Annotated in this window: 19 protein-coding genes and 2 tRNA genes; 8 read left to right on the forward strand and 13 right to left on the reverse strand. The window is 68.1% G+C overall.

Annotated features, from left to right (window positions below; translation table 11 throughout):
- Positions 1–52: 52 nt before the first annotated feature.
- Both CFB41_RS05290 and CFB41_RS05295 read right to left on the reverse strand, forming a co-directional pair.
- Complete coding sequence (locus CFB41_RS05290; RefSeq protein ID WP_089456562.1) at positions 53–2,635, reverse strand: DUF6600 domain-containing protein; 2,583 nt, start codon at positions 2,633–2,635, stop codon at positions 53–55.
- Between the two features lie 162 nt (positions 2,636–2,797).
- Positions 2,798–3,505 carry a helix-turn-helix transcriptional regulator gene (locus CFB41_RS05295; RefSeq protein ID WP_089439520.1) on the reverse strand — a complete coding sequence of 236 codons (708 nt, stop codon included), beginning with the start codon at positions 3,503–3,505 and terminating at the stop codon, positions 2,798–2,800.
- A gap of 196 nt (positions 3,506–3,701) precedes the next feature.
- Here CFB41_RS05295 and CFB41_RS38055 point away from each other — a divergent pair, with 196 nt between their 5' ends.
- Together CFB41_RS38055 and CFB41_RS05305 are read left to right on the forward strand one after the other, a co-directional pair.
- Entirely contained in the window at positions 3,702–3,842 is a 141-nt protein-coding gene (locus CFB41_RS38055; RefSeq protein WP_179249964.1) for a hypothetical protein, read from the forward strand.
- 128 nt (positions 3,843–3,970) lie between these two features.
- On the forward strand, positions 3,971–4,483 hold the full coding sequence (locus CFB41_RS05305; RefSeq protein WP_039370920.1) for an acyl-CoA thioesterase: 513 nt from the start codon (positions 3,971–3,973) through the stop codon (positions 4,481–4,483).
- A gap of 63 nt (positions 4,484–4,546) precedes the next feature.
- On the opposite strand, the gene fumC is transcribed toward CFB41_RS05305, so the two are convergent.
- The 3 genes from fumC to CFB41_RS05320 all read right to left on the reverse strand — a co-directional run bounded on the left by fumC (position 4,547) and on the right by CFB41_RS05320 (position 7,839).
- Positions 4,547–5,941 carry a class II fumarate hydratase gene (gene fumC / locus CFB41_RS05310; protein ID WP_047850516.1) on the reverse strand — a complete coding sequence of 465 codons (1,395 nt, stop codon included), beginning with the start codon at positions 5,939–5,941 and terminating at the stop codon, positions 4,547–4,549.
- 155 nt (positions 5,942–6,096) lie between these two features.
- Entirely contained in the window at positions 6,097–7,485 is a 1,389-nt protein-coding gene (gene norM, locus CFB41_RS05315) for a multidrug efflux MATE transporter NorM (RefSeq protein WP_089455822.1), read from the reverse strand.
- A 135-nt stretch (positions 7,486–7,620) separates the two neighbouring features.
- Positions 7,621–7,839 (reverse strand): RNA-binding S4 domain-containing protein, encoded by a 219-nt coding sequence (locus CFB41_RS05320; RefSeq protein ID WP_006486208.1) that lies wholly within the window; start codon positions 7,837–7,839, stop codon positions 7,621–7,623.
- 270 nt (positions 7,840–8,109) lie between these two features.
- Here CFB41_RS05320 and CFB41_RS05325 point away from each other — a divergent pair, with 270 nt between their 5' ends.
- Complete coding sequence (locus tag CFB41_RS05325; RefSeq protein WP_089455823.1) at positions 8,110–8,505, forward strand: hypothetical protein; 396 nt, start codon at positions 8,110–8,112, stop codon at positions 8,503–8,505.
- A gap of 123 nt (positions 8,506–8,628) precedes the next feature.
- Here CFB41_RS05325 and CFB41_RS05330 read toward each other — a convergent pair whose 3' ends face one another.
- The 8 genes from CFB41_RS05330 to fdxA all read right to left on the reverse strand — a co-directional run bounded on the left by CFB41_RS05330 (position 8,629) and on the right by fdxA (position 12,992).
- Positions 8,629–9,414, reverse strand: a complete 786-nt coding sequence (locus tag CFB41_RS05330) for a DUF4088 family protein (RefSeq protein ID WP_089455824.1) — start codon at positions 9,412–9,414, stop codon at positions 8,629–8,631.
- A gap of 161 nt (positions 9,415–9,575) precedes the next feature.
- Positions 9,576–9,914 (reverse strand): AzlD domain-containing protein, encoded by a 339-nt coding sequence (locus tag CFB41_RS05335; protein ID WP_089424828.1) that lies wholly within the window; start codon positions 9,912–9,914, stop codon positions 9,576–9,578.
- Complete coding sequence (locus tag CFB41_RS05340; protein WP_089455825.1) at positions 9,911–10,678, reverse strand: AzlC family ABC transporter permease; 768 nt, start codon at positions 10,676–10,678, stop codon at positions 9,911–9,913. Before CFB41_RS05340 ends, CFB41_RS05335 begins: the two co-directional genes overlap by 4 nt.
- Positions 10,679–10,772: 94 nt before the next feature.
- Entirely contained in the window at positions 10,773–11,669 is an 897-nt protein-coding gene (locus CFB41_RS05345; RefSeq protein ID WP_089455826.1) for an AraC family transcriptional regulator, read from the reverse strand.
- Between the two features lie 62 nt (positions 11,670–11,731).
- Positions 11,732–12,217 (reverse strand): CreA family protein, encoded by a 486-nt coding sequence (locus tag CFB41_RS05350; protein ID WP_089455827.1) that lies wholly within the window; start codon positions 12,215–12,217, stop codon positions 11,732–11,734.
- 121 nt (positions 12,218–12,338) lie between these two features.
- Positions 12,339–12,414, reverse strand: a tRNA-Asn gene (locus tag CFB41_RS05355).
- A 75-nt stretch (positions 12,415–12,489) separates the two neighbouring features.
- A tRNA-Asn gene (locus CFB41_RS05360) sits at positions 12,490–12,565 on the reverse strand.
- A gap of 103 nt (positions 12,566–12,668) precedes the next feature.
- Positions 12,669–12,992 carry a ferredoxin FdxA gene (gene fdxA, locus CFB41_RS05365; protein ID WP_011351384.1) on the reverse strand — a complete coding sequence of 108 codons (324 nt, stop codon included), beginning with the start codon at positions 12,990–12,992 and terminating at the stop codon, positions 12,669–12,671.
- 320 nt (positions 12,993–13,312) lie between these two features.
- Here fdxA and pncB point away from each other — a divergent pair, with 320 nt between their 5' ends.
- The 5 genes from pncB (at position 13,313) to rmuC (ending at position 19,283) form a co-directional block, all read left to right on the forward strand.
- Positions 13,313–14,512, forward strand: a complete 1,200-nt coding sequence (pncB, locus tag CFB41_RS05375) for a nicotinate phosphoribosyltransferase (protein WP_089424832.1) — start codon at positions 13,313–13,315, stop codon at positions 14,510–14,512.
- An 88-nt stretch (positions 14,513–14,600) separates the two neighbouring features.
- Positions 14,601–15,263 carry a lactate utilization protein C gene (locus tag CFB41_RS05380; RefSeq protein ID WP_089455828.1) on the forward strand — a complete coding sequence of 221 codons (663 nt, stop codon included), beginning with the start codon at positions 14,601–14,603 and terminating at the stop codon, positions 15,261–15,263.
- Positions 15,264–15,306: 43 nt separating this feature from the next.
- The gene (locus CFB41_RS05385) at positions 15,307–16,737 is read left to right on the forward strand and encodes a sodium:proton antiporter (protein ID WP_089439530.1); all 1,431 of its coding nucleotides are present in this window, start codon (positions 15,307–15,309) and stop codon (positions 16,735–16,737) included.
- 81 nt (positions 16,738–16,818) lie between these two features.
- On the forward strand, positions 16,819–17,808 hold the full coding sequence (locus CFB41_RS05390) for a D-glycerate dehydrogenase (RefSeq protein ID WP_043183100.1): 990 nt from the start codon (positions 16,819–16,821) through the stop codon (positions 17,806–17,808).
- Positions 17,805–19,283, forward strand: coding sequence for a DNA recombination protein RmuC (gene rmuC / locus CFB41_RS05395; protein ID WP_089430778.1), 1,479 nt, complete (start codon positions 17,805–17,807; stop codon positions 19,281–19,283). The genes CFB41_RS05390 and rmuC overlap by 4 nt, the downstream gene beginning before the upstream one ends.
- Positions 19,284–19,286: the final 3 nt, after the last annotated feature.

Genomic DNA, 19,286 nt, shown 5'->3' on the forward strand with positions numbered 1-19,286 from the left:
AGGCCCGACCGGTTGATCCCGGTCGGGCTTTTTTGTTTCACGTTTGCGGCGCTTACTGGCGATGCCGCTCTTCGTGACCGCCTTGTGGCGGCGGGTTGCTCGGGTGAGGCGCCTCGACGTGCGGCGCCGGTTGCGGCCGCGGTTCCATGTGCGGTGCGGGCATCGACGGCCGCGGTTCCATGCGTGGCGCCGGCTGCGGTCGCGGCTCCATGCGCGGTGCAGGCTGAGGCCGAGGCTCCATGCGCGGCGCCTGCGGTTGCGGGCGCGGCATGTCATGCACGGCGGGGGCCGGCGGACGGTACTCGTTCACACGGGGCGGCGCGACTTCGCGATGCGGCGCCGGTTGTGTGAATTCGGCGTGCGGTTGCGGCGCGGGTGCGGCCCGTTCCGGTTGCGATTGCCCATGCTGGGCCGGCGACTGGAAATCGGGGCGTGGACGCGGCTGCGGAATCTGCGCGGTGTTGTCGAGCCGCGGTTGCGGCAGGGCGCGTGGTGCTTCGTTCCGGCTGCCGGGCTGCGCGCCCTGCGGCGCCGGCACGCCTTCCGGATGCGGCACTGCCGCGCTTCGCACGGGCGGCAGCGCATTCTGGCCCGCCGCGTGAAGCGCGGTCGGCGGCGCAGGGCGTTGACGTTCCATCGGGGTGTGCGGCTGCATCCACATGGGTGACGGCGTTTCGGCCGCGTGGGCATTGCCGATGCCCGCCGGAGCGTTGTTCGCGACCGGCGGATGCGGGACGCCGCTACCGGGCCCGAATGCCTGATGTGGCACCGGGTTGCCGGGCGCCTGCGGCATGCCGCCGTTGGCGAAACGCGCTGCGTTGGAGGTTTCGCCGTTCGCCGGCCGGGCGCCATTCGGCATGCCCGGCGTCGGTGTGCCCGGACGCCCGGCCTGCACGGTGGCCGGCTGGCCTTCGCGAGGCGCGCGAGCCGGTTGCACGACAGGGCCGTGCGGATTCACGAGCTGCACGTTGTGCATCGCCCATGCGCCGCCGTCCGGCTTGCCCGGAATGCGGACCGGGCGAGCCGTATAGTCGGCCGGCACGTTCGTCTTCACGACAGGTGCGCCGGCACCCGGTACGCGCCCGCCTTCCTGCGCGAGGTGGGCCGCCGCCTGATCGCGATACGCGGCCGGGACGGCGGGATTGCGCGTCGCGACGTACGGGTGCTGGGCAATCGCGGCAGGCGGGCGGTAGCTCGCATTGCGCAGCCCGCCCGTGAAGCTCTGGCGCACCGGTGCAATGCCAGGCGTCCCCGGCGTGACGTGCGCGTTGCGCCATTGTTGCGGATCGACGTGCTGCGAGAAGTGCGCGACCGGCTGGCCGTGCACGAACGCGGAGGCCGGTACGGCCGTGATCGCGTGCGGCGCGCGGAAGTTCACGTACGTCTTGTTGATGTTGGTGATATTGGTGACATTGGTGATGTTCGTCACGTTCACGGTCTTGTTCACGTTGACGTTGTTCACCACGATGTTGCGGTTCACGCGGTCGTAGTAGTGCGGGCTCCAGCCGCCCCAGCCGGGATGCCACGGTTCGCCCGGGCCGAGCGCGAACCACGCGCAGCCGGCCGCGGCGACGCCGCCCACCGTGAGCGCGACACTCCAGTCGGGCCCGCCGCCACCGCCGACGAACGCGACCAGTGCCGGCGCATAGACCGGCGGCTGGCTGACGACCAGCGGGCCCGGCACCCAGGCCCAGCTATCGTCCACGTATGCCCAGCGGCCGTAGTGATACGGAGCGAAACCCCACGGCGCGTCGTCGACCCATGTCCAGCCCCACGGTGCTTGCCAGATCCAGTGGCCGTCGTGATACGGCGCCCAGTCGGCAGGCGTGTCGTTCGGTACCCAGACCTGGCCGTAGTTCGGGGTTTCGCGCCACGTGCCGTTCGCGTCGAGATCCTGGTAGCCGGGGATGTCGCGGGACACATAGCGGGCCGATACCGAGCGCTCCTCGGCCGCGTCGCGGCTGGCGGCCCACTGGTCGAGCGGATCGGGGCCCGGAGCCGCGGATTGCTGCGCGACCTGGAGGTCGGTGCCCGTGAACACGACCTGCTGCCCGGGCGACAGCGGGTACTGGCCGTTGCTGCCGTAGACGGTCGCGCTGCCGCTGCGCACCGTGACCGTCGTGCTCGCACCGTTCGGCGCGACGTCGACGCGATAGTCGCCGGGGCCGGTGATGCCGAGCGCGAGATTAGGCGTGTCGATTTCGTACGATCCGCCTGCGGGCAAATCGCGCACGTGCGTCGATACGGTGCCGAGCCCCACTTTCAGCTGGGTCGTCGTGTCGTCGAGGTTCAGCACCGACAGGCTCGTCGACTCGCCGAGCCGCACTGCGGTCGAGCCGATGTGCAGTTCCGAGCGCGCACCGGCATCGTTCCAGAGCTGGTCGCCGGTCGTCAGCGGCCGGTTCACGGCAGCATACGACCACGTATCGGTGCCGGCCGGTTCGGTCGTCACGGCGCCCGACAGGTAATTGAGCCGCGCGACACGGCTGGGTGGATCGCCGCCCGGTTGCCGTGCCGCGGCCGCATAGGGCGGCGCGCCGGCCGATTGCGCGAATGCGGGGGGCAGTGCCGCAAGCGCGACGAACGCGACCAGCGTGCAGCGGGCGGTTCGCTTGAGCGTGAACAGGGTGGCCATGGTGAGCGTCTTCGTCATTGTCGCGGCGCGTCGATTCGTGCCGCTGAGTTCACAATATCCGTTCGGCCTGTTTCAATGCTCGGTGTTTTGTAAGTCGAATGGCACGCGGTGTAACAAAACCTGTCCATCGCGCGCCGTTGTCGTGCAGACGCAATCCAGGCGTCAAGCGGACGTAAGCCACTCGTCGAAAACCTGCTGTCCGGGCACCGTGACGCGCAGCACGCGCGGCCGCGCGGCGCGCTCGATCCAGCCGTGCGCGCAGAAGCGCTCGAGCAGCGCCGCACCGAGTGCGCCGCCGAGATGCGAGCGCCGTTCGCTCCAGTCGAGGCAGCCGCATGCGAAGCGCCGCCGGCGCGTGCGCTGTTGAGCGACGTCGATGCCCCATTGCGCGAGCGCCTGGGTGCCGAGTTCGGTGGTCTCGATCGCATCGCCGTCGGCAAGCAGCCAGCCGCGCGCGGTGAGCCCGTCGAAGATGCGCACCGCGAGTTCGCCGGCCATGTGGTCGTAGCAGGTGCGCGCATAGCGCAACTCGGCCGGGACCGTGCGGGACGGCGCCGGTACCGGGCGATGCGGCGCGGCTGCGCGAGCGACGTTCGCAAGCGCCTCGAGCGATGCCGCGATGTCGGCCGATGCGATCCGGTAGTAGCGGTGCCGGCCACGCACGTCGAGCGCGAGCAGGCCGCCCTCGGTCAAGCGCGCGAGATGGGCGCTGGCAGCGGACGGCGACAGCCCCGCGATCATCGTCAGCTCGCCAGCCGGTCGCGCGCTGCCGTCCATCAGCACCCACAGCATCGCGGCGCGGCCCGGGTCGGCGATCAGCGAGCCGATGCGGCTCAGGCCCGGAAAGTGGTGGTCGTCTTGGTCGGTCATCGTCGTGTCTCGTCAGGCGGGATGATCTTCAGTGTAGTGGGCGTGCGCATTCGATGTTTCGCTTTTGGCTGAAATGTCGGATGCACTGGCGCAGGCGTCGTCGAGGCGGCGGAACCGGGCCGCGGCCGCTTGCGGCGCGCGCGTAGAATGGCCGAAAGCGGCCGCAGCGGGCGGCCGCACGTGACACGATGCAATGATGAAGACGATTTTCTGTTTGCTGGCGGCCGCGTTCGTCTGCGCGGCCTGTGTGCAAGGCGGTGCGGGCGCGTCCGGCGAGCGCGGCGGCAGCATCGAGATGTACGGAACGATCGATCAGGGCATCACGGTGCGCCGCTGACCGAGGCGGCCGTGCACGCCTGGGCATATCGCCGGAAGCCGCGCCACACGGGGCGCCCCGCGACGCGTTGCCGCAGTGCAACGTATAATGGCCCGATTACAGAGCCCCTGCCGCCTGGAGCCAACAAGATGTCCCAACCGTCCCCCGTACCGGCCGCCCTCGACCGCACCGAAACCGTATTCCGCTTCCTCGCCGAGCCGTCGTCCGTGAACTTCGGCGGCAAGGTGCACGGCGGCGCGCTGATGAAGTGGATCGACGAGGTCGCATATGCGTGCGCGGCCGTCTGGTCGAGCCGCTATTGCGTGACGGTCAGCGTCGGCAACATCCGTTTCCAGCGTCCGATCATGGTCGGCAATCTGGTCGAGCTGAAGGCGCGCGTCGTCGCGACGGGCCGCACCAGCATGCACATCCATGTGTCCGTGCATGCCGGCGATCCGAAGGGCGGCATGCTGCGCCAGACGACCGATTGCCTCGTCGTGTTCGTCGCGGTCGACGAGAACGGCAACCCGGTGCCGGTGCCGCCGTTCGTGCCCGAGACCGACGAGCAGAAAGTGCTCGCGAAATATGCGGCCGACGTGCGGGCCGCGCTCGACAAGATCGTCGAGATGAAACCGGAAGAGGTCGCGAAGGGCGCGGTCTGACCGCCGCGGGCGCCGCGCATCGCGCCGCGCCCGTCATCCTGCCTCTTCCTGCCGTTACTGCCGTTACTGCGACCCGATCATCTGCTCGGGACGGACCCACGCATCGAATTCCGCCTCGGTCAGGTAGCCGAGCGCGAGAGCGGCCGCCTTCAGCGTCGTGCCTTCCTTGTGCGCCTTCTTCGCGATCTGCGCCGACTTGTCGTAGCCGATGTGCGGATTGAGCGCCGTCACCAGCATCAGCGATTCGTTCAGCAGCAGGTCGATCCGCGAGCGGTTCGGCTCGATGCCCACCGCGCAATGGTCGTTGAAGCTTTGCGCGCCGTCGGCGAGCAGCCGCACCGACTGCAGCACGTTGTGCGCGATCATCGGCCGGAACACGTTCAGCTCGAAATTGCCGCTTGCGCCGCCGACGTTGACCGCGACGTCGTTGCCGAACACCTGACAGCAGAGCATCGTCACGGCTTCGGACTGCGTCGGGTTCACCTTGCCCGGCATGATCGAGCTGCCCGGCTCGTTTTCAGGAATCGACAGTTCGCCGAGCCCGCAGCGCGGCCCGCTCGCGAGCCAGCGGACATCGTTCGCGATCTTCATCAGGCCGGCCGCGACCGTCTTCAGCGCGCCGTGTGCGAACACCAGCGCATCGGCCGCTGCCATCACCTCGAACTTGCTCGGCGCCGTCACGAACGGCAGCTTCGCGAGCCGGCCGATCTCATCGGCGACGCGCACCGCGAACTCCGGATGCGCGTTCAGCCCCGTGCCGACCGCGGTGCCGCCGAGCGCGAGTTCGTACAGGTGCGGCAATGCCGATTCGACGTGACGGATGCCCTGGTCGAGCTGCGCGACGTAACCGGAAAACTCCTGGCCGAGCGTGAGCGGCGTCGCGTCCTGCAGGTGCGTGCGGCCGATCTTCACGATGTCGGCGAACGCCTTCGACTTCGCGTCGAGCGTCGTGCGCAGCGTGCGCAGCGCCGGCAGCAGGTGGTTGACGATCGCGTACGCGGCCGCGACGTGCATCGCGGTCGGGAAGACGTCGTTCGACGACTGGCCGCGGTTCACGTCGTCGTTCGGATGAACCTTGCGCGCTTCGCCGCGCTCGCCGCCCATCAGTTCGCTCGCCCGATTCGCGATCACCTCGTTGAGGTTCATGTTGGTCTGCGTGCCGGAGCCCGTCTGCCATACGGCGAGCGGGAATTCGCGCGGATGCTTGCCGGCGATGATCTCGTCGGCCGCGTCGATGATCGCGCGCGCCTTGTCGTCGGCCAGCACGCCGAGCGACTGGTTCACGGCCGCCGCGGCGCGCTTGACGATCGCGAGGGCGTGGATCAGCTCGGGCGACTGCTTCTCGGTCGAGATCCGGAAATTCTGCAGCGAGCGCTCGGTCTGCGCGCCCCAGAGCCGGTCGGCCGGCACGGCGATCTCGCCGAACGTATCGCGTTCCATCCGAACTGCTTCGTTCATGATCCACTCCTCCAGAAAAGGGGAAAGGCCGCGCGTGGTCGCGCGGCATCAGACGTAATCAGACGTATCGTGAGGCAGTCGCGCCGCTTGCGCGGCGTCTCGGGATCTTCAGCCGACTAGCATAGCGCCGGCCCGGATTTCGTGTCTTGTCGCGTTCAGTGCGGCGACGTCACGAGCGACGCGCTCTTCAGATGGAAGCGCCACGCCATCAGCACGGCCACGCTGGCGAGTCCGGCCGCGAGGCCCCACCAGAGGCCGCGGGCGCCGAGGCCCACGTGGAAGGCGAACCAGTAGCCGGTCGGAAAGCCGATGCCCCAGTAGCCGAGGGTGGCCGCGAGCATCGGGATGCGCGTGTCCTTCAGGCCGCGCAGCGCACCCGACCCGACGGTCTGCGCGCCGTCGACGATCTGGAACACCGCGGCGATGCCGAGCAGCGACGCGGCGAGCGACACGGTGGCCGCGTTGGCCGGATCGTCGAGGTTCAGGTACAGGCCGACGATCGCATGCGGCGCGACGATCAGCACGATGCCCGACAGCGTCATGAACGCGACACCGAGGCCGAGTGCGACGAAGCCGGCATGCCGCGCGGCGACGGGCGCCCCTGCGCCGACCCAGTAACCGACCCGCACGTTGGCGGCCTGGCCGATCGCGAGCGGCACCATGAACGCCACCGACGCGACGTTCAGCGCGATCTGGTGCGCGGCCAGCGACGTCGCGCCAAGCACGCCGACCGTCAGGCCGGTCGCGAGGAATAGTGTCGACTCGACCCCATAAGTGATCGCGACGGGCCAGCCGATGCCGATCAACTCGCCCATCAGCGGCAGCTTCGGGCGGGCGGCGGTGACGAAATGACGGAAGCGCTGCCGGCCGTGCAGCAGCCAGATCAGGGCGAATGCGGTGAGCCAGATGGTGATCGTCGTCGCGACGGCCGAACCGAGGAAGCCGAGGCGCGGCAGCCCGAACGCGCCGTGGATCAGCCCGTAGTTCAGCACGCCGTTCACGCCGACGCCGCCGATCGACACCCACAGCAGCCGGCGCGCCGCGCCGATCGCGGGCAGGAACGCGCGCATCAGCCCGACGCCGATCAGGCTGCCGAGCGCGGCGAAGCGCAGGATGCCCGTGTATTCGCCGACGTGATGCGCGAGCAGCGGCGGCTCGTGGAACATCAGCAGGATCGGTTCGGACAGCGACAGCGCGATGATGGCCGGAATCGCGAGCAGCACGGACAGCGCGAAGCCGGTCCAGTAGATGTGCGGGACGCGCTCGTCGGCCTTGGCGCCGCGCGCATGCGCGACGCTGACGCTGACCGACGACAGCACGCCTTGCAGCACGGTCACGATGACGAAGAAGAAGTTCGCGCCGAGCCCGCCCGCCGCGAGCGAATCGGGGCCGAGCGAGCCGAGCAGCACCGTGTCGGTGACGCTCATCGCCATCTGCGAGAGCTGCGCGATCGCGAGCGGCGCGGCGAGGCGCGCGGTATCGGCGGCATGACTGGACAGGGACGGCGGCGCGGCGGCCGTCCGCGTAAGACCGGAATGCGACATGGAATGGGCGCTCGCGCGGGTGCGGGCCCGCGCTATATGTATTTATTTTGAGAGACGGCTAGCTTACGGCTTTATTCGAACGGTGTCGAACGCGTGCGCCGATGGCCATGTCGCAGGCAGGGGGAACCGTCGACCCTAGGCTTCGCGCACGGCAATGCGCGTGTCGCCGAGCAGGACGACCTGGCCCGCGCGGATCTTGCAGGTCTTGCGCAGTTCGACCGCGCCGTCGACTTTCACCGCGCCGGACGCGACGATCAGCTTCGCGGTGCCGCCGCTGTCCGCGAGGCCGGTGATCTTGAGGAGGTTGTGCAGCTCGACGTATTCGCCGGTCAGCGTGAAATCCAGATTGGGCATGACGAAGGAGGTGCGCATTGCGCGGGAGGAATCGCCTCGCATCATACGGCACCGCGGGCCGGCGCGCGAGCGCGGCCGGCTGCTGCCCGCAGTTGTTAGGGAGTGTGAGCCATTCGTCAGTAAATGAAACGGTGGGTAACAGTCTGAGAGATTCGAGAACCGGCCGCGCGGGCTGCGGGTCTTTTGTCGTACCTGCTGCGTGTTGCGGCGGGGGACGCAACGGACCGCATCGCTGCGGTTCGGGCGCACAACTTCCTGAGGAGAATTGCCATGTCCAAGATTCGTACGATGCTGATCGGTGCCGCGTTGACGGCGTTCGCCACCTCGGCCGCATTTGCCCAGACGGGTACGGCGGTGCAGGGCGCAGCCGGTGCCGGCGTGCAGGCGCAGACGCCGGCGGCCGGTGCCGGCATGCAGGGCGGTGCGGGCGCGAATGCGTCGGGCAATGCCGCCGGCGGTGCAACCGATACAGTCGGCGCCGCAGCCGATGGCGCGAAGGAATCGACGTCGTCGGCCGTCCACTCGGCCAAAAAGCACACGAAGCATGCGGCGAAGTCGGCCAAGAGCCATGTCGGCTCGGCCAAGGCGAAGGCCGGCGAAGCAACCGAAGGCGGTGCGTCGGTCGGCGCGGAAGGCGGCGCATCGGCCCAGGGCGCCACGCAGTAAGCGGTGGCAGGCGCCGCGCGGCGCTCGCCCTCGACGGCGCGTCGCGACGGCGGCCGTCCGGCGGCCCGGTTCGCGTTGTGCGAACCGGGCTGCTTTCATGGGTCGATGCGATCGGGCGCGCCGTTACGGCCGCCGTTGGCTTTGCCCTTGGCCCGGCTGACCCGGTGCCGGCCGCACGGCAGCCGGGGTGAATACGCTGCGCAGCCACGCGGCGAGCCGGGCGAAGACGTCGTACGGTTCCTCGACGAAGATCTCCGGCTTCAGCAGCCGCAGGTACTCCATGATCTGCTGCGCTTCCTGCTTCTGGAACGAGCCGTGCGCGAGCCCGAGCCGCAGCAGCCCGCGCAGTTCGCCGAGCTTGTCGCGCGCGGTGCTGCCGACGCTCATCTCGCATGCGAGCTTGGCCTCGTAGACCCGTTGTCGCAGCGATTCCGCGAGCCGCCACGCAGGTGTCTGCATCAGTTCCTCGAGCGTCTGGATGTCTTGCGCGGCCCCCTTGATCTGCGAGGCGAGCGGATCGATCAGCGACGGGTCGGCCTGCGCTTCGGCGACGATCGCTTTCGCCCAGTCGCGGCAAGCCTTCGCGAGTTCGTCGGGGGTCCATTCGGAGCGCGACGCGAAGCCGAAGCCGAATTCGCCGGCCTGTCGCATCAGGATCGCGACGACGTCCGGAAATTCCTTGTCGAGCGTGCGTTTTGCCCACGCGTACTGGCCGCCCTGCAGCATCCGCTGCACCGCGTGTTCGGTCAGCGGCACCATGTTGTCGAGCAGCTTGGCGCGCAGGAAATCCTCGAACGACGGCGTCGCGAACTGCGGGTCGAGTTTCAGCGACACGCGGACGAACGCGTCGTAGTCCTTGCGCAGCGACTCGAGTGTGTCGTCCTTGAGGGAAAGGGTGATCTGGCCCATGAATCGTCTCGATGGCGGCCCGTGCAAGCCGGCGGCCGGCACGGCGCACCGGGACGGGCGCAGCGTCGACTGACCGGTGCGCGCCGAGGCCGGTGGCGGGTATTCATTCCCTATATCGGCGCGCCGGGCGGAAACTTGAGCGCGCGCGACCGAGCGTTTGCTCAGGCGGGCAGCCAGTGGGGCAGCACGACCCCTTGCCAAAAAAAGAACACCGCGAGCCCCACCGCGATCGTCACGAGCGGGCGGCGGGTGGCGGCCGACACGAGCACGGCGGCGAGCGCGCCGACGAGCTGTGGATTGCGCCAGGTCAGCTCGGCGGTGCCGCCGTGCGGCGAGACGACCATCGGCACGATGATCGCGGTGAGCACGGTGACGGGCACGAAGCCGAGCGCGGTTCGCACGAGCGGCGGGAAGGTCAGCCGTTCGCCGAACAGGAACAGCGTCGAGCGGATCGCGTACGTGATGACGGCCATCCCGAGGATCAGCAGCGCGTAGCTCACGATGCAGCCTCCGTGCGCGAGCCGGCGCGCGTGCGTTCGTGCCGCAACGTGAGCGCGACGCCGACCGCGACGCCGGCGGCGACCGCGCCGAGCAGCCCGAGCTTGTATGGCCAGCCCTGCCAGAAGTAGGCGAGCGTGCCGGCCGTCACGGCTGCCGCGAAATAGCGCAGCGTGCCGAGTTGCGGGACGACGATCGCGATGAAGGTTGCCGCCATCGCGAAATCGAGGCCAAGCGACTGCAGGCCCGGGAATGCCGCGCCGAAGCCGATGCCTGCGAGCGTCCAGACCTGCCAGTTCAGGTACATCGCGAGCCCCGAGCCGAAGAAGTAGTGGGGGCCGATCGCGCCCGGCGGGAAATGCCGGTAGTGCGCGTAGGCGACCGCGAACACCTCGTCGGTCATCAGTGCGCCGAGCGTCGCACGCCAGCGCAGCGGCAGGTGGGCGACATAGGGCGCGAGCGTCGCGCTGTACAGCAGGTGACGCAGGTTCACGATCAGCGTGGTCGCGAGCACGACGACGAAGCTCGCGCTGCCCGCGATCAGGCCGAGCGCGATGAACTGCGCGGAGCCCGCGAACACGGCGAGCGACATCAGCGCGCCATGCCATGCGGCGAGCGGGCCGCCGCTCACGAGCGTGCCGAAAATCACGCCGAACGGGGCGGCGCCGATCATCATCGGGATCGTGTCGCGCGCACCGTCGAGCCATTCGTTCAATGGGCGGCGGGCAGGCGATGCGGGTATCGGATTCAAAGGGTGCTCCTCCATGAACGGGAGGATAGCGAGCAAGGGGGTGTGCCGGCTTGTATGTTCTTGCGCTTGCGGGAGGGCAGTATCGCGGTGGCGGGCCGGACGCTGCGCGTCAGCTCGCCTGCCAGCGCCCGGGCGGCACGCCGAACATGCGTTTGAAATGCCGGGTGAAGTGGCTTTGGTCGACGAAGCCGCTGGCCGCCGCGACGTCGGCGACGGGCACGCCCGCGCGCAGCGGTGCCAACGCGCGCTGCAAGCGCAACTGGTTGCGCCACGCATGCGGCGGCATGCCGGTCGTGCGGGTGAACAGGCGCGCCGCGTGAAATGGGGACAGGCCGACCGCCTGCGCGACTTCGTCGAGCGTCACCGTGCACACGAGGTCGGCGGCGAGCCGCTCGCGCATGACGTCGACGCGCGGTTCGTCCGCCGCGAGCGGCGCCGGTCGCGGCTGTGCGTCGGCATGGCGCACGATCAGCGTCGACAACGCATCGAGCATCGCCGTTTCGGCGGCGAGCGGATCGTAGGCGCGCGGTGCGCCGCTCGCCGGATCATGAGCCGGCCCGTGCGTCTGCAAGGTCAGTGCGCGTTCGCTGCCGGCCTCCATCATCCGGTGTGCCAGCGTGAGCCGGGCCGCAAGATCGGCGTCGCGAATCACGTCGGGCGCGAACCACGGCGGGTCCTGCGGGCGGCCGGCGATCGCATTGGCGAGTTCGTGGATGAATTCGACGGGTATGTAGCTGACGCGATAGCACCAGCCTTCCTCGGCCGCGCGCGACCCCGTATGCACCTCGCCGGGATTGATGACGGGCACGGAGCCGGTTTCGGCGACATAGCCGCTGCCGCGATACGTGTAGCGCTCCGCACCTTCGAGAATCACGGGGATCGTGTACGCGTCGTGCCAGTGGGGGGCGAACGCATGATCGCGATAGGTGGCCGTGAGGAGGTCCGCGTCCGGCAGCAGCGGCGTGCGCCAGTAGCGTGCGGAGTCGGGAAGGCGGGTGGCGGACATGATCGGGCGCGGGAGCGGTCGAATCGACAGTGTATCGCTCGCGCGCCCGGCAGGCGCGGGCTTTACTTGACCGGAATCGTCGTGCCGGCCGGCATCGGTACCGCGGTGACGGCATTCTTCGGGCTGCCGCTGACGATGCGGTCGCTGTAGGTCAGGTAGACGATCGTGTTGCGCTTGGTGTCGACCACGCGCACGACGTGCAGGGTCTTGAAGATGAACGACATGCGCTCGCTGAACACGTCGGTCTGCTGCTTGAGCGGCTCCTTGAAGCTGATCGGGCCGACCTGCCGGCATGCGATCGACGCTTCGCTCGGATCCTCGGCGACGCCGAGCGTGCCCTTGATCCCGCCGGTGCGGGCGCGCGACACGTAGCAGGTCACGCCGTTCACGATCGGATCGTCATACGCCTCGACGACCACGCGATCGGAGCCCGTGACGCGGAAATGGGTGTTGACGCTGCCGACTTCCTCCGCGTGCGCGAGCGGCGCCGCGGCGAACGCGGAAAGCAGGAGGGCGAAGGGGGCTGAGCGGAGGAGGCGGTGCTTCATCGACGGAACCGGATGCGAATGCGGGACAGAGACTCTAGCATGCGCGCGCGACCGGACGACGAAAGCCGAATGGTGGGCCGGAAAAACAAAAGGCCCGTCGAATGACGGGCCTTTCGCTATTTGGCTCCCCGACCTGGGCTCGAACCAGGGACCTACGGATTAACAGTCCGGCGCTCTACCGACTGAGCTATCGGGGAATAAATCGGTACATCTGCATGCGTGTTTGTCTACCAGCAAAAAGCCCGTCCACTTTCAACGGGCCTTTGCGTTTTTGGCTCCCCGACCTGGGCTCGAACCAGGGACCTACGGATTAACAGTCCGGCGCTCTACCGACTGAGCTATCGGGGAACAAACAACAACAGCAGAGAAACGAGATTATATGGAGCGTTGATCAGGTCGTCAATACTTTTGAGCCGCGGCGCACAAAAAAATTTCTGCGGCCGCTGCGCGATCAGCGCTCGAGCAGGTGCAGCTTGTCCTGCACGTCCTTCCACTCGTCGGCGTCGGCGGGTGCCGGCTTGGTCTTCGTGATCGACGGCCAGTCCTTCGCCAGCTCGGCGTTCAGCGCGGTGAACTGCTGCTGGTCGCCCGGAACGTCTTCTTCGGCATAGATCGCATTGGTCGGGCACTCGGCGACGCACACGGCGCAGTCGATGCACTCGTCCGGATCGATGGCGAGAAAGTTGGGACCTTCACGGAAGCAATCCACCGGGCACACATCCACGCAGTCCGTGTATTTGCACTTGATGCAGCCTTCGGTCACAACGTGAGTCATTAAAACGCTCCTGCTTGGCGGTATATATGGGGTGGCGTTTGCGCCAAAACCGGCATTGTAACTGAAGCGCAAAACCCGCATGGCGTGGTCGGCTATCCGGCTTATATCGTTTCGTGATTAGTTTATGGGGCCGTCCAGCGGGCGCCGAAGGGACGCCCCAGCGGCAGTGCGTGTCCGATGCGCCGGAACGGGCAGTACGGCCGGAGCGGGGCGGCAGGCGGTTTCACGATGGTCGGGCCCGCATTCGGGTAACATGGCCGGCAGACCGGGCGGCGCGCGGTGCGCCGGGGCCCGGTCACGATATTGGCGCTGCCGTCATCATGATCATCACTTCGCTGCTCGACACGGATCTCTACAAGTTCACGATGATGCAGGTCGTCCTGCATCACTTCCCCGCTGCAAGCGTCGAATACCGTTTCCGGTGCCGCACGCCCGGCGTCGATCTCGTGCCGTACATCGACGAGATTCGCGACGAGGTGCGCGGCCTGTGCGCGCTGCGCTTTTCCGACGTCGAACTCGACTACCTGCGGCGGATGCGCTTCATCAAGAGCGATTTCGTCGACTTCCTCGCGCTGTTCCACCTGAACGAGAAGTACATCTCGATCACGCCGTCGCCGAAGGGCAACGGTGAAATCGACATCGAGATCACGGGGCCGTGGCTGCACACGATCCTGTTCGAGATCCCGGTGCTCGCGATCGTCAACGAAGTGTATTTCCGCAATACCCAGCGCGAGCCCGACTATCGCGAAGGCCGCGAACGGCTGCGCGAGAAGATCAAGCTGCTCGGTGCGAAGCCCGAGTTCGCCGACTGCAAGATCGCCGACTACGGCACGCGCCGGCGCTTCTCGAAGGTCTGGCACGAGGAGGTCGCGCTCACGCTGCGCGACGGCCTCGGCCCGCAGTTCGCGGGCACCAGCAACGTGCTGTATGCGATGAAGCACGGCATCACGCCGCTCGGCACGATGGCGCACGAGTACCTGCAGGCCTGCCAGGCACTCGGTCCGCGGCTGCGCGATTCGCAGATCTACGGCTTCGAGATGTGGGCGAAGGAATATCGCGGCGACCTCGGGATCGCGCTGTCGGACGTCTACGGGATGGATGCATTCCTGAACGACTTCGACATGTACTTCTGCAAGCTGTTCGACGGCGCGCGCCACGATTCGGGCGATCCGTTCGAATGGGGCGAGCGGATGCTGCGTCATTACGAGATGAACCGTTGCGACCCGCGGACCAAGGTGCTCGTGTTCTCGGACGCACTCGACATCCCGAAGGTCATGCAGTTGTACGAACGTTTCCGCGGCCGCTGCAAGCTCGCGTTCGGCGTCGGCACGAACCTCACCAACGATCTCGGCTACGTGCCGCTGCAGATCGTGATCAAGATGGTCCGCTGCAATGGCCAGCCGGTCGCGAAGCTGTCGGATTCGCCGGGCAAGAGCATGTGCGACGACAAGGCGTATCTGGCTTACCTGCGCCAGGTGTTCGGCATCGCGCAGCCGGTCGAGGAAGACGCGTCGAAGTAAGCATCGGCCGAACGGCCAAAACTGCGTGGCGGCGAGGTCGGCCGGTATAATCCGACGGTATCGCCCGCCAACGTCACGAGGACCGTTCATGGACACTTCCGCTGCCCGTCGCCAGATCCTCGCGCGCATCCGCGCGGCGCAGGGGCGTGCGGCCGAACCCGATGCGGCCGAGCGCGACGGCGTTGCCGATTATCTCGCCCGTCATCCGGAGGGCCCGCGCCCGCCGGCGCCGGCCGATCTCGTCGCGGCATTCGTCGACGAAGCGGCACGCCTGTCGACGACGGTCGACGAAGTCGCGACGCTTGCCGACGTACCGGCCGCCGCGGCTCGCTACCTTTGCGCTCACGGCCTGCCGACGCAGGCCGTCGCGTGGCGCACGCTGGCCGATTTCGACTGGGCGGGCGCAGGCCTGTCGGTCGAATGCCGCAAGCCGCGCGACGGCGATCTGGTCGGCCTTACCGGCTGCTTTTGCGCGACTGCGGAAACGGGCTCGCTGGTGCTGCTGTCCGGCCCGGACACCTATGCGTCGGCCGGCCTGTTGCCGGAAACGCACATCGCGATCGTTCCCGCGTCGCGGATCGTCGCCGGTCATGAAGACGCCTTTGCGCTGATCCGCTCGGAGCGCGGCGAATTGCCGCGCGCGGTCAACTTCGTCTCGGGCCCGTCGCGCACGGGCGATATCGAGCAGACCATCGTCCTGGGCGCGCACGGCCCGTACCGCGTTCACGCGATCGTCGTACGGGGCGCATGACGCACCCGCTGCATCCACTACCACTCGAACAAGGAAGTTCTGCATGAAACGACATGCCGCCTGGGCGGGCATGGCGTCGGGGATCGCGCTTGGCGCCGTCCCCGCGCTTGCATCGGCCGCAACGCTCGACGGTGCCACGCTGTCTGCTTTCTGGGGCATCCCGTTCGCCGGGATCCTGCTGTCCATCGCACTGTTCCCGCTCGTCGCCCCCGTGTTCTGGCATCACCACTTCGGCAAGATCGCGGCCGGGTGGGCGGTCGTGTTCCTGGTCCCGTTCGCGTTCGCGTTCGGCGCGGGCACCGCGTTCGGCACGCTCGTGCACGCGCTGCTCGAGGAATACATCCCGTTCATCGTGCTGCTCACCGCGCTCTATACGGTCGCGGGCGGCATCTGCGTGAACGGCAACCTGCACGGCACGCCGAAGCTGAACACGGCGATCCTCGCGCTCGGCACGCTGCTCGCGAGCGTGATGGGCACGACGGGTGCCGCGATGCTGCTGATCCGGCCGCTGCTGCGCGCCAACGACAACCGCAAGCATGTCGTGCACGTCGTGATCTTCTTCATCTTCCTCGTCGCGAACGCGGGCGGCTCGCTGTCGCCGCTCGGCGATCCGCCGCTGTTCCTCGGTTTCCTCAATGGCGTGAGCTTCTTCTGGACGACCACGCACCTTGCGCTGCCGATGCTGTTCATCTGCGTGGTGCTGCTGACGCTGTTCTTCGTGCTCGATACGTACTTCTACCGGAAGGGCGGCGAGGAGCGGCCGGCCACGCTCGACCCGACGCCCGACAGCGACCGGCTGTCGATCGACGGCAAGATCAATTTCGTGCTGCTCGCGGCCGTGATCGGCCTGGTGCTGATGAGCGGCGTGTGGAAGCCGGGCGTCACGTTCGACGTGTGGGGCACGCACGTCGCGCTGCAGAATCTCGTGCGCGACGTCGCGCTCGTGGGCGTGACGCTCGCCTCGCTCGCGCTGACGCCGCGCTCCGCGCGCGAGGGCAACGCGTTCAACTGGGCGCCGATCGAGGAAGTCGCGAAGCTGTTCGCCGGGATCTTCGTGACGATCGCGCCGGTGATCGTGATCCTGCGCGCCGGTGCCGACGGCGCGTTCGCGCAGATCGTCCATCTCGTCACGGGGCCGGACGGCAAGCCGATCGACGCGATGTACTTCTGGGCGACCGGCATCCTGTCGTCGTTCCTCGACAACGCGCCGACCTACCTCGTGTTCTTCAACCTCGCGGGCGGCGATGCGCAGTCGCTGATGACGACCGGTGCGTCGACGCTGGCCGCGATTTCCGCGGGCGCGGTATTCATGGGCGCGAACAGCTACATCGGCAACGCGCCGAACTTCATGGTGAAGGCGATCGCCGAATCGCGCGGCGTGAAGATGCCGAGCTTCTTCGCGTATCTCGGCTGGGCGCTGGTCGTGCTGATACCGGTATTCCTGCTGACGTCGTGGATCTTCTTCTCGGCGTAAGCTGACGATTTTCAACCTAGAGCGGGCGGTCCCGGCGGCGCATGGCGCGCGACGATCCGTCCGTGGCATGCGGAGATGGCGATGCAGAAGATCCTGGTCGCGCGTCCGATCTTTCCGGACGTGATCGAGCGGCTCAAGCAGTATTTCGACGTCGACTGGAACAACGGCGACGCACTCGCGCCCGACGCGCTCGCCGCGCGTCTGGCCGACAAGGACGGCGCGCTGACGGCCGGCGATCCGGTCGGCGCGGCGGAGCTCGCGGCAGCGCCGCGCCTGCGCGTCGTGGCGAACATGGCGGTCGGCTACAACAATTTCGACATGGCCGCGTTCAACGCGGCGAACGTGCTCGGCACCAACACGCCCGACGTGCTGAACGAGTCGACCGCCGATTTCGGCTGGGCGCTGATGATGGCCGCGGCCCGCCGGATCGCCGAGTCCGAGCACTGGCTGCGCGCCGGCCACTGGCAGAAGTGGGCGTACGACGGTTTCCTCGGCAGCGACATCTACGGCTCGACGCTCGGCGTCATCGGGATGGGGCGCATCGGCCAGGCGCTCGCGCGCCGCGCGCGCGGCTTCGGGATGCAGGTGATCTATCACAACCGGTCGCGGGTCGCGCCCGAGATCGAAGCCGAGCTCAATGCCGAATACGTGTCGAAGGACGCGCTGCTTGCCCGCGCCGATCACGTCGTGCTCGTGCTGCCGTACACGAAGGAGAACCATCACACGATCGGCGCGGCCGAGCTCGCGAAGATGAAGCCCACCGCGACGCTGACCAACATCGCGCGCGGCGGGATCGTCGACGACGCGGCGCTGGCCGTCGCGCTGCGCGACGGGACGATCGCCGCGGCCGGCCTCGACGTGTACGAGGGCGAGCCGACGGTCCATCCGGCACTGCTCGAGGTGCCGAACGTCGTGCTGACGCCGCATATCGCAAGCGCGACCGAAAAGACGCGCCGCGCGATGGCGAACCTTGCCGCCGACAACCTGATCGCCGCGCTGGGCGAGGGGCCGCGCGCGGGGCAGCCGCCGAATCCGATCAACCCTGACGTGATCGGGAAGCCGCGCGCATGACGATGACGTTGTTGCTTGCGGCGGTCGTCGTGCTGGCCGTCGCGCTTGCGGTGGCGATCGTCGCGCTCGTGCGTGGCGGTGGCCGCCACGACGATGCGGCGATACTCGGCGACCAGATCGAGGACGCCGCGCATGCGCAGGCGCGCGCAGTCGAGCGGCTCGAACGCGAATTGCGCGGCGAGATCGTCGAGAACGCGCGCGGTTCGCGCACCGAGCTGGCCGGCAGCTTCGCGCAGCTTCAGCAGACGCTCGCCGCGCAACTGACGAGCGTGGCCACTGTGCAGAACAACCAGATCGAGGGGTTTGCCCAGCAGCTCGGCAAGCTCGTCGCCGGCAATGCGCAGCAGTTCGACGCGATGCGCGAAAGCGTGCAGCGCCAGGCGCAGCAGGCGCGCGAGGAGCAGACGGGCGCGCTCAGGCTGTTCGGCGACACGTTGAACCGGCAGCTCACGCAACTGACCGAAGCGAACGACCGCCGGATCGGCGAGGTGCGCGCGACGCTCGAGCAGCGGCTGAAGGAAATCGAGACGAACAACGCGGCGAAGCTCGAGGAGATGCGCCGCACCGTCGACGAGAAACTGCACGCGACGCTCGAGCAGCGGCTCGGCGAATCGTTCAAGCTCGTGTCGGACCGGCTCGAGCAGGTGCATCGCGGGCTCGGCGAGATGCAGACGCTCGCGGCAGGCGTTGGCGACCTGAAGAAGGTGCTGACCAACGTGAAGACGCGCGGCACCTGGGGCGAAGTGCAGCTCGAGGCGCTGCTCGAACAGATGCTGACGCCCGAGCAGTACGCGAAGAACGTCGCGACGGTGCCGAAGAGCAGCGAACGCGTCGAGTTCGCAATCCGGCTACCGGGGCGCGAGGCCGGCACGCGTGACGCGCCGCCCGTGTGGCTGCCGATCGACGCGAAATTCCCGCGCGAGGACTACGAGCGACTGATTGACGCGCAGGAGCGTGCCGATGCGGTGGCGGTCGAGGAAGCGGCTCGCGCGCTCGAGGCACGCGTGCGGCTGGAGGCGCGCACGATCGCCGAGAAGTATGTGGCGCCGCCGCACACGACCGATTTCGCGCTGCTGTTCCTGCCGACCGAGGGGCTCTATGCGGAGATCCTGCGTCGCCCGGGGCTGACCGACCTGCTGCAGCGCGACTATCGCGTGACGGTCGCCGGCCCGACGACGCTCACCGCACTGTTGAACAGCCTGCAGATGGGTTTCCGTACGCTCGCGATCGAGCAGCGGTCGAGCGAGGTGTGGCAGGTGCTCGGGGCGGTGAAGACGGAGTTCGGCAAGTTCGGCGACGTGCTCGCGCGCACGAAGTCGCAGCTCGAAACGGTCACGCGCTCGATCGAGGCCGCCGAGCAGCGCACGCGCGTGATGAACCGCAAGCTGAAGCAGGTCGAAGCGCTGCCGGGCGATACGGCGGCAGGGCTGCTGGGTGCGGAAGGGGCCGACGGTGCCGATGCGGACGACGCATGACGC

The organism is Burkholderia sp. AU33803 (assembly GCF_002223095.1).
Lineage (GTDB): Bacteria > Pseudomonadota > Gammaproteobacteria > Burkholderiales > Burkholderiaceae > Burkholderia.

Bases quoted from the DNA above. Each gene is read 5' to 3' on its own strand.
- CFB41_RS05385 (WP_089439530.1), top strand. From the start codon at position 15,307: ATGAAACGACATGCCGCCTGGGCGGGCATGGCGTCGGGGATCGCGCTT.
- CFB41_RS05295 (WP_089439520.1), bottom strand. From the start codon at position 3,505: ATGACCGACCAAGACGACCACCACTTTCCGGGCCTGAGCCGCATCGGC.
- CFB41_RS05380 (WP_089455828.1), top strand. From the start codon at position 14,601: ATGGACACTTCCGCTGCCCGTCGCCAGATCCTCGCGCGCATCCGCGCG.
- fdxA (WP_011351384.1), bottom strand. From the start codon at position 12,992: ATGACTCACGTTGTGACCGAAGGCTGCATCAAGTGCAAATACACGGAC.
- CFB41_RS05340 (WP_089455825.1), bottom strand. From the start codon at position 10,678: ATGGAGGAGCACCCTTTGAATCCGATACCCGCATCGCCTGCCCGCCGC.
- CFB41_RS05350 (WP_089455827.1), bottom strand. From the start codon at position 12,217: ATGAAGCACCGCCTCCTCCGCTCAGCCCCCTTCGCCCTCCTGCTTTCC.
- CFB41_RS05325 (WP_089455823.1), top strand. From the start codon at position 8,110: ATGTCCAAGATTCGTACGATGCTGATCGGTGCCGCGTTGACGGCGTTC.
- CFB41_RS05330 (WP_089455824.1), bottom strand. From the start codon at position 9,414: ATGGGCCAGATCACCCTTTCCCTCAAGGACGACACACTCGAGTCGCTG.
- CFB41_RS05390 (WP_043183100.1), top strand. From the start codon at position 16,819: ATGCAGAAGATCCTGGTCGCGCGTCCGATCTTTCCGGACGTGATCGAG.
- CFB41_RS05305 (WP_039370920.1), top strand. From the start codon at position 3,971: ATGTCCCAACCGTCCCCCGTACCGGCCGCCCTCGACCGCACCGAAACC.
- CFB41_RS05320 (WP_006486208.1), bottom strand. From the start codon at position 7,839: ATGCCCAATCTGGATTTCACGCTGACCGGCGAATACGTCGAGCTGCAC.
- pncB (WP_089424832.1), top strand. From the start codon at position 13,313: ATGATCATCACTTCGCTGCTCGACACGGATCTCTACAAGTTCACGATG.
- norM (WP_089455822.1), bottom strand. From the start codon at position 7,485: ATGTCGCATTCCGGTCTTACGCGGACGGCCGCCGCGCCGCCGTCCCTG.
- CFB41_RS38055 (WP_179249964.1), top strand. From the start codon at position 3,702: ATGAAGACGATTTTCTGTTTGCTGGCGGCCGCGTTCGTCTGCGCGGCC.
- CFB41_RS05290 (WP_089456562.1), bottom strand. From the start codon at position 2,635: ATGGCCACCCTGTTCACGCTCAAGCGAACCGCCCGCTGCACGCTGGTC.
- fumC (WP_047850516.1), bottom strand. From the start codon at position 5,941: ATGAACGAAGCAGTTCGGATGGAACGCGATACGTTCGGCGAGATCGCC.
- rmuC (WP_089430778.1), top strand. From the start codon at position 17,805: ATGACGATGACGTTGTTGCTTGCGGCGGTCGTCGTGCTGGCCGTCGCG.
- CFB41_RS05345 (WP_089455826.1), bottom strand. From the start codon at position 11,669: ATGTCCGCCACCCGCCTTCCCGACTCCGCACGCTACTGGCGCACGCCG.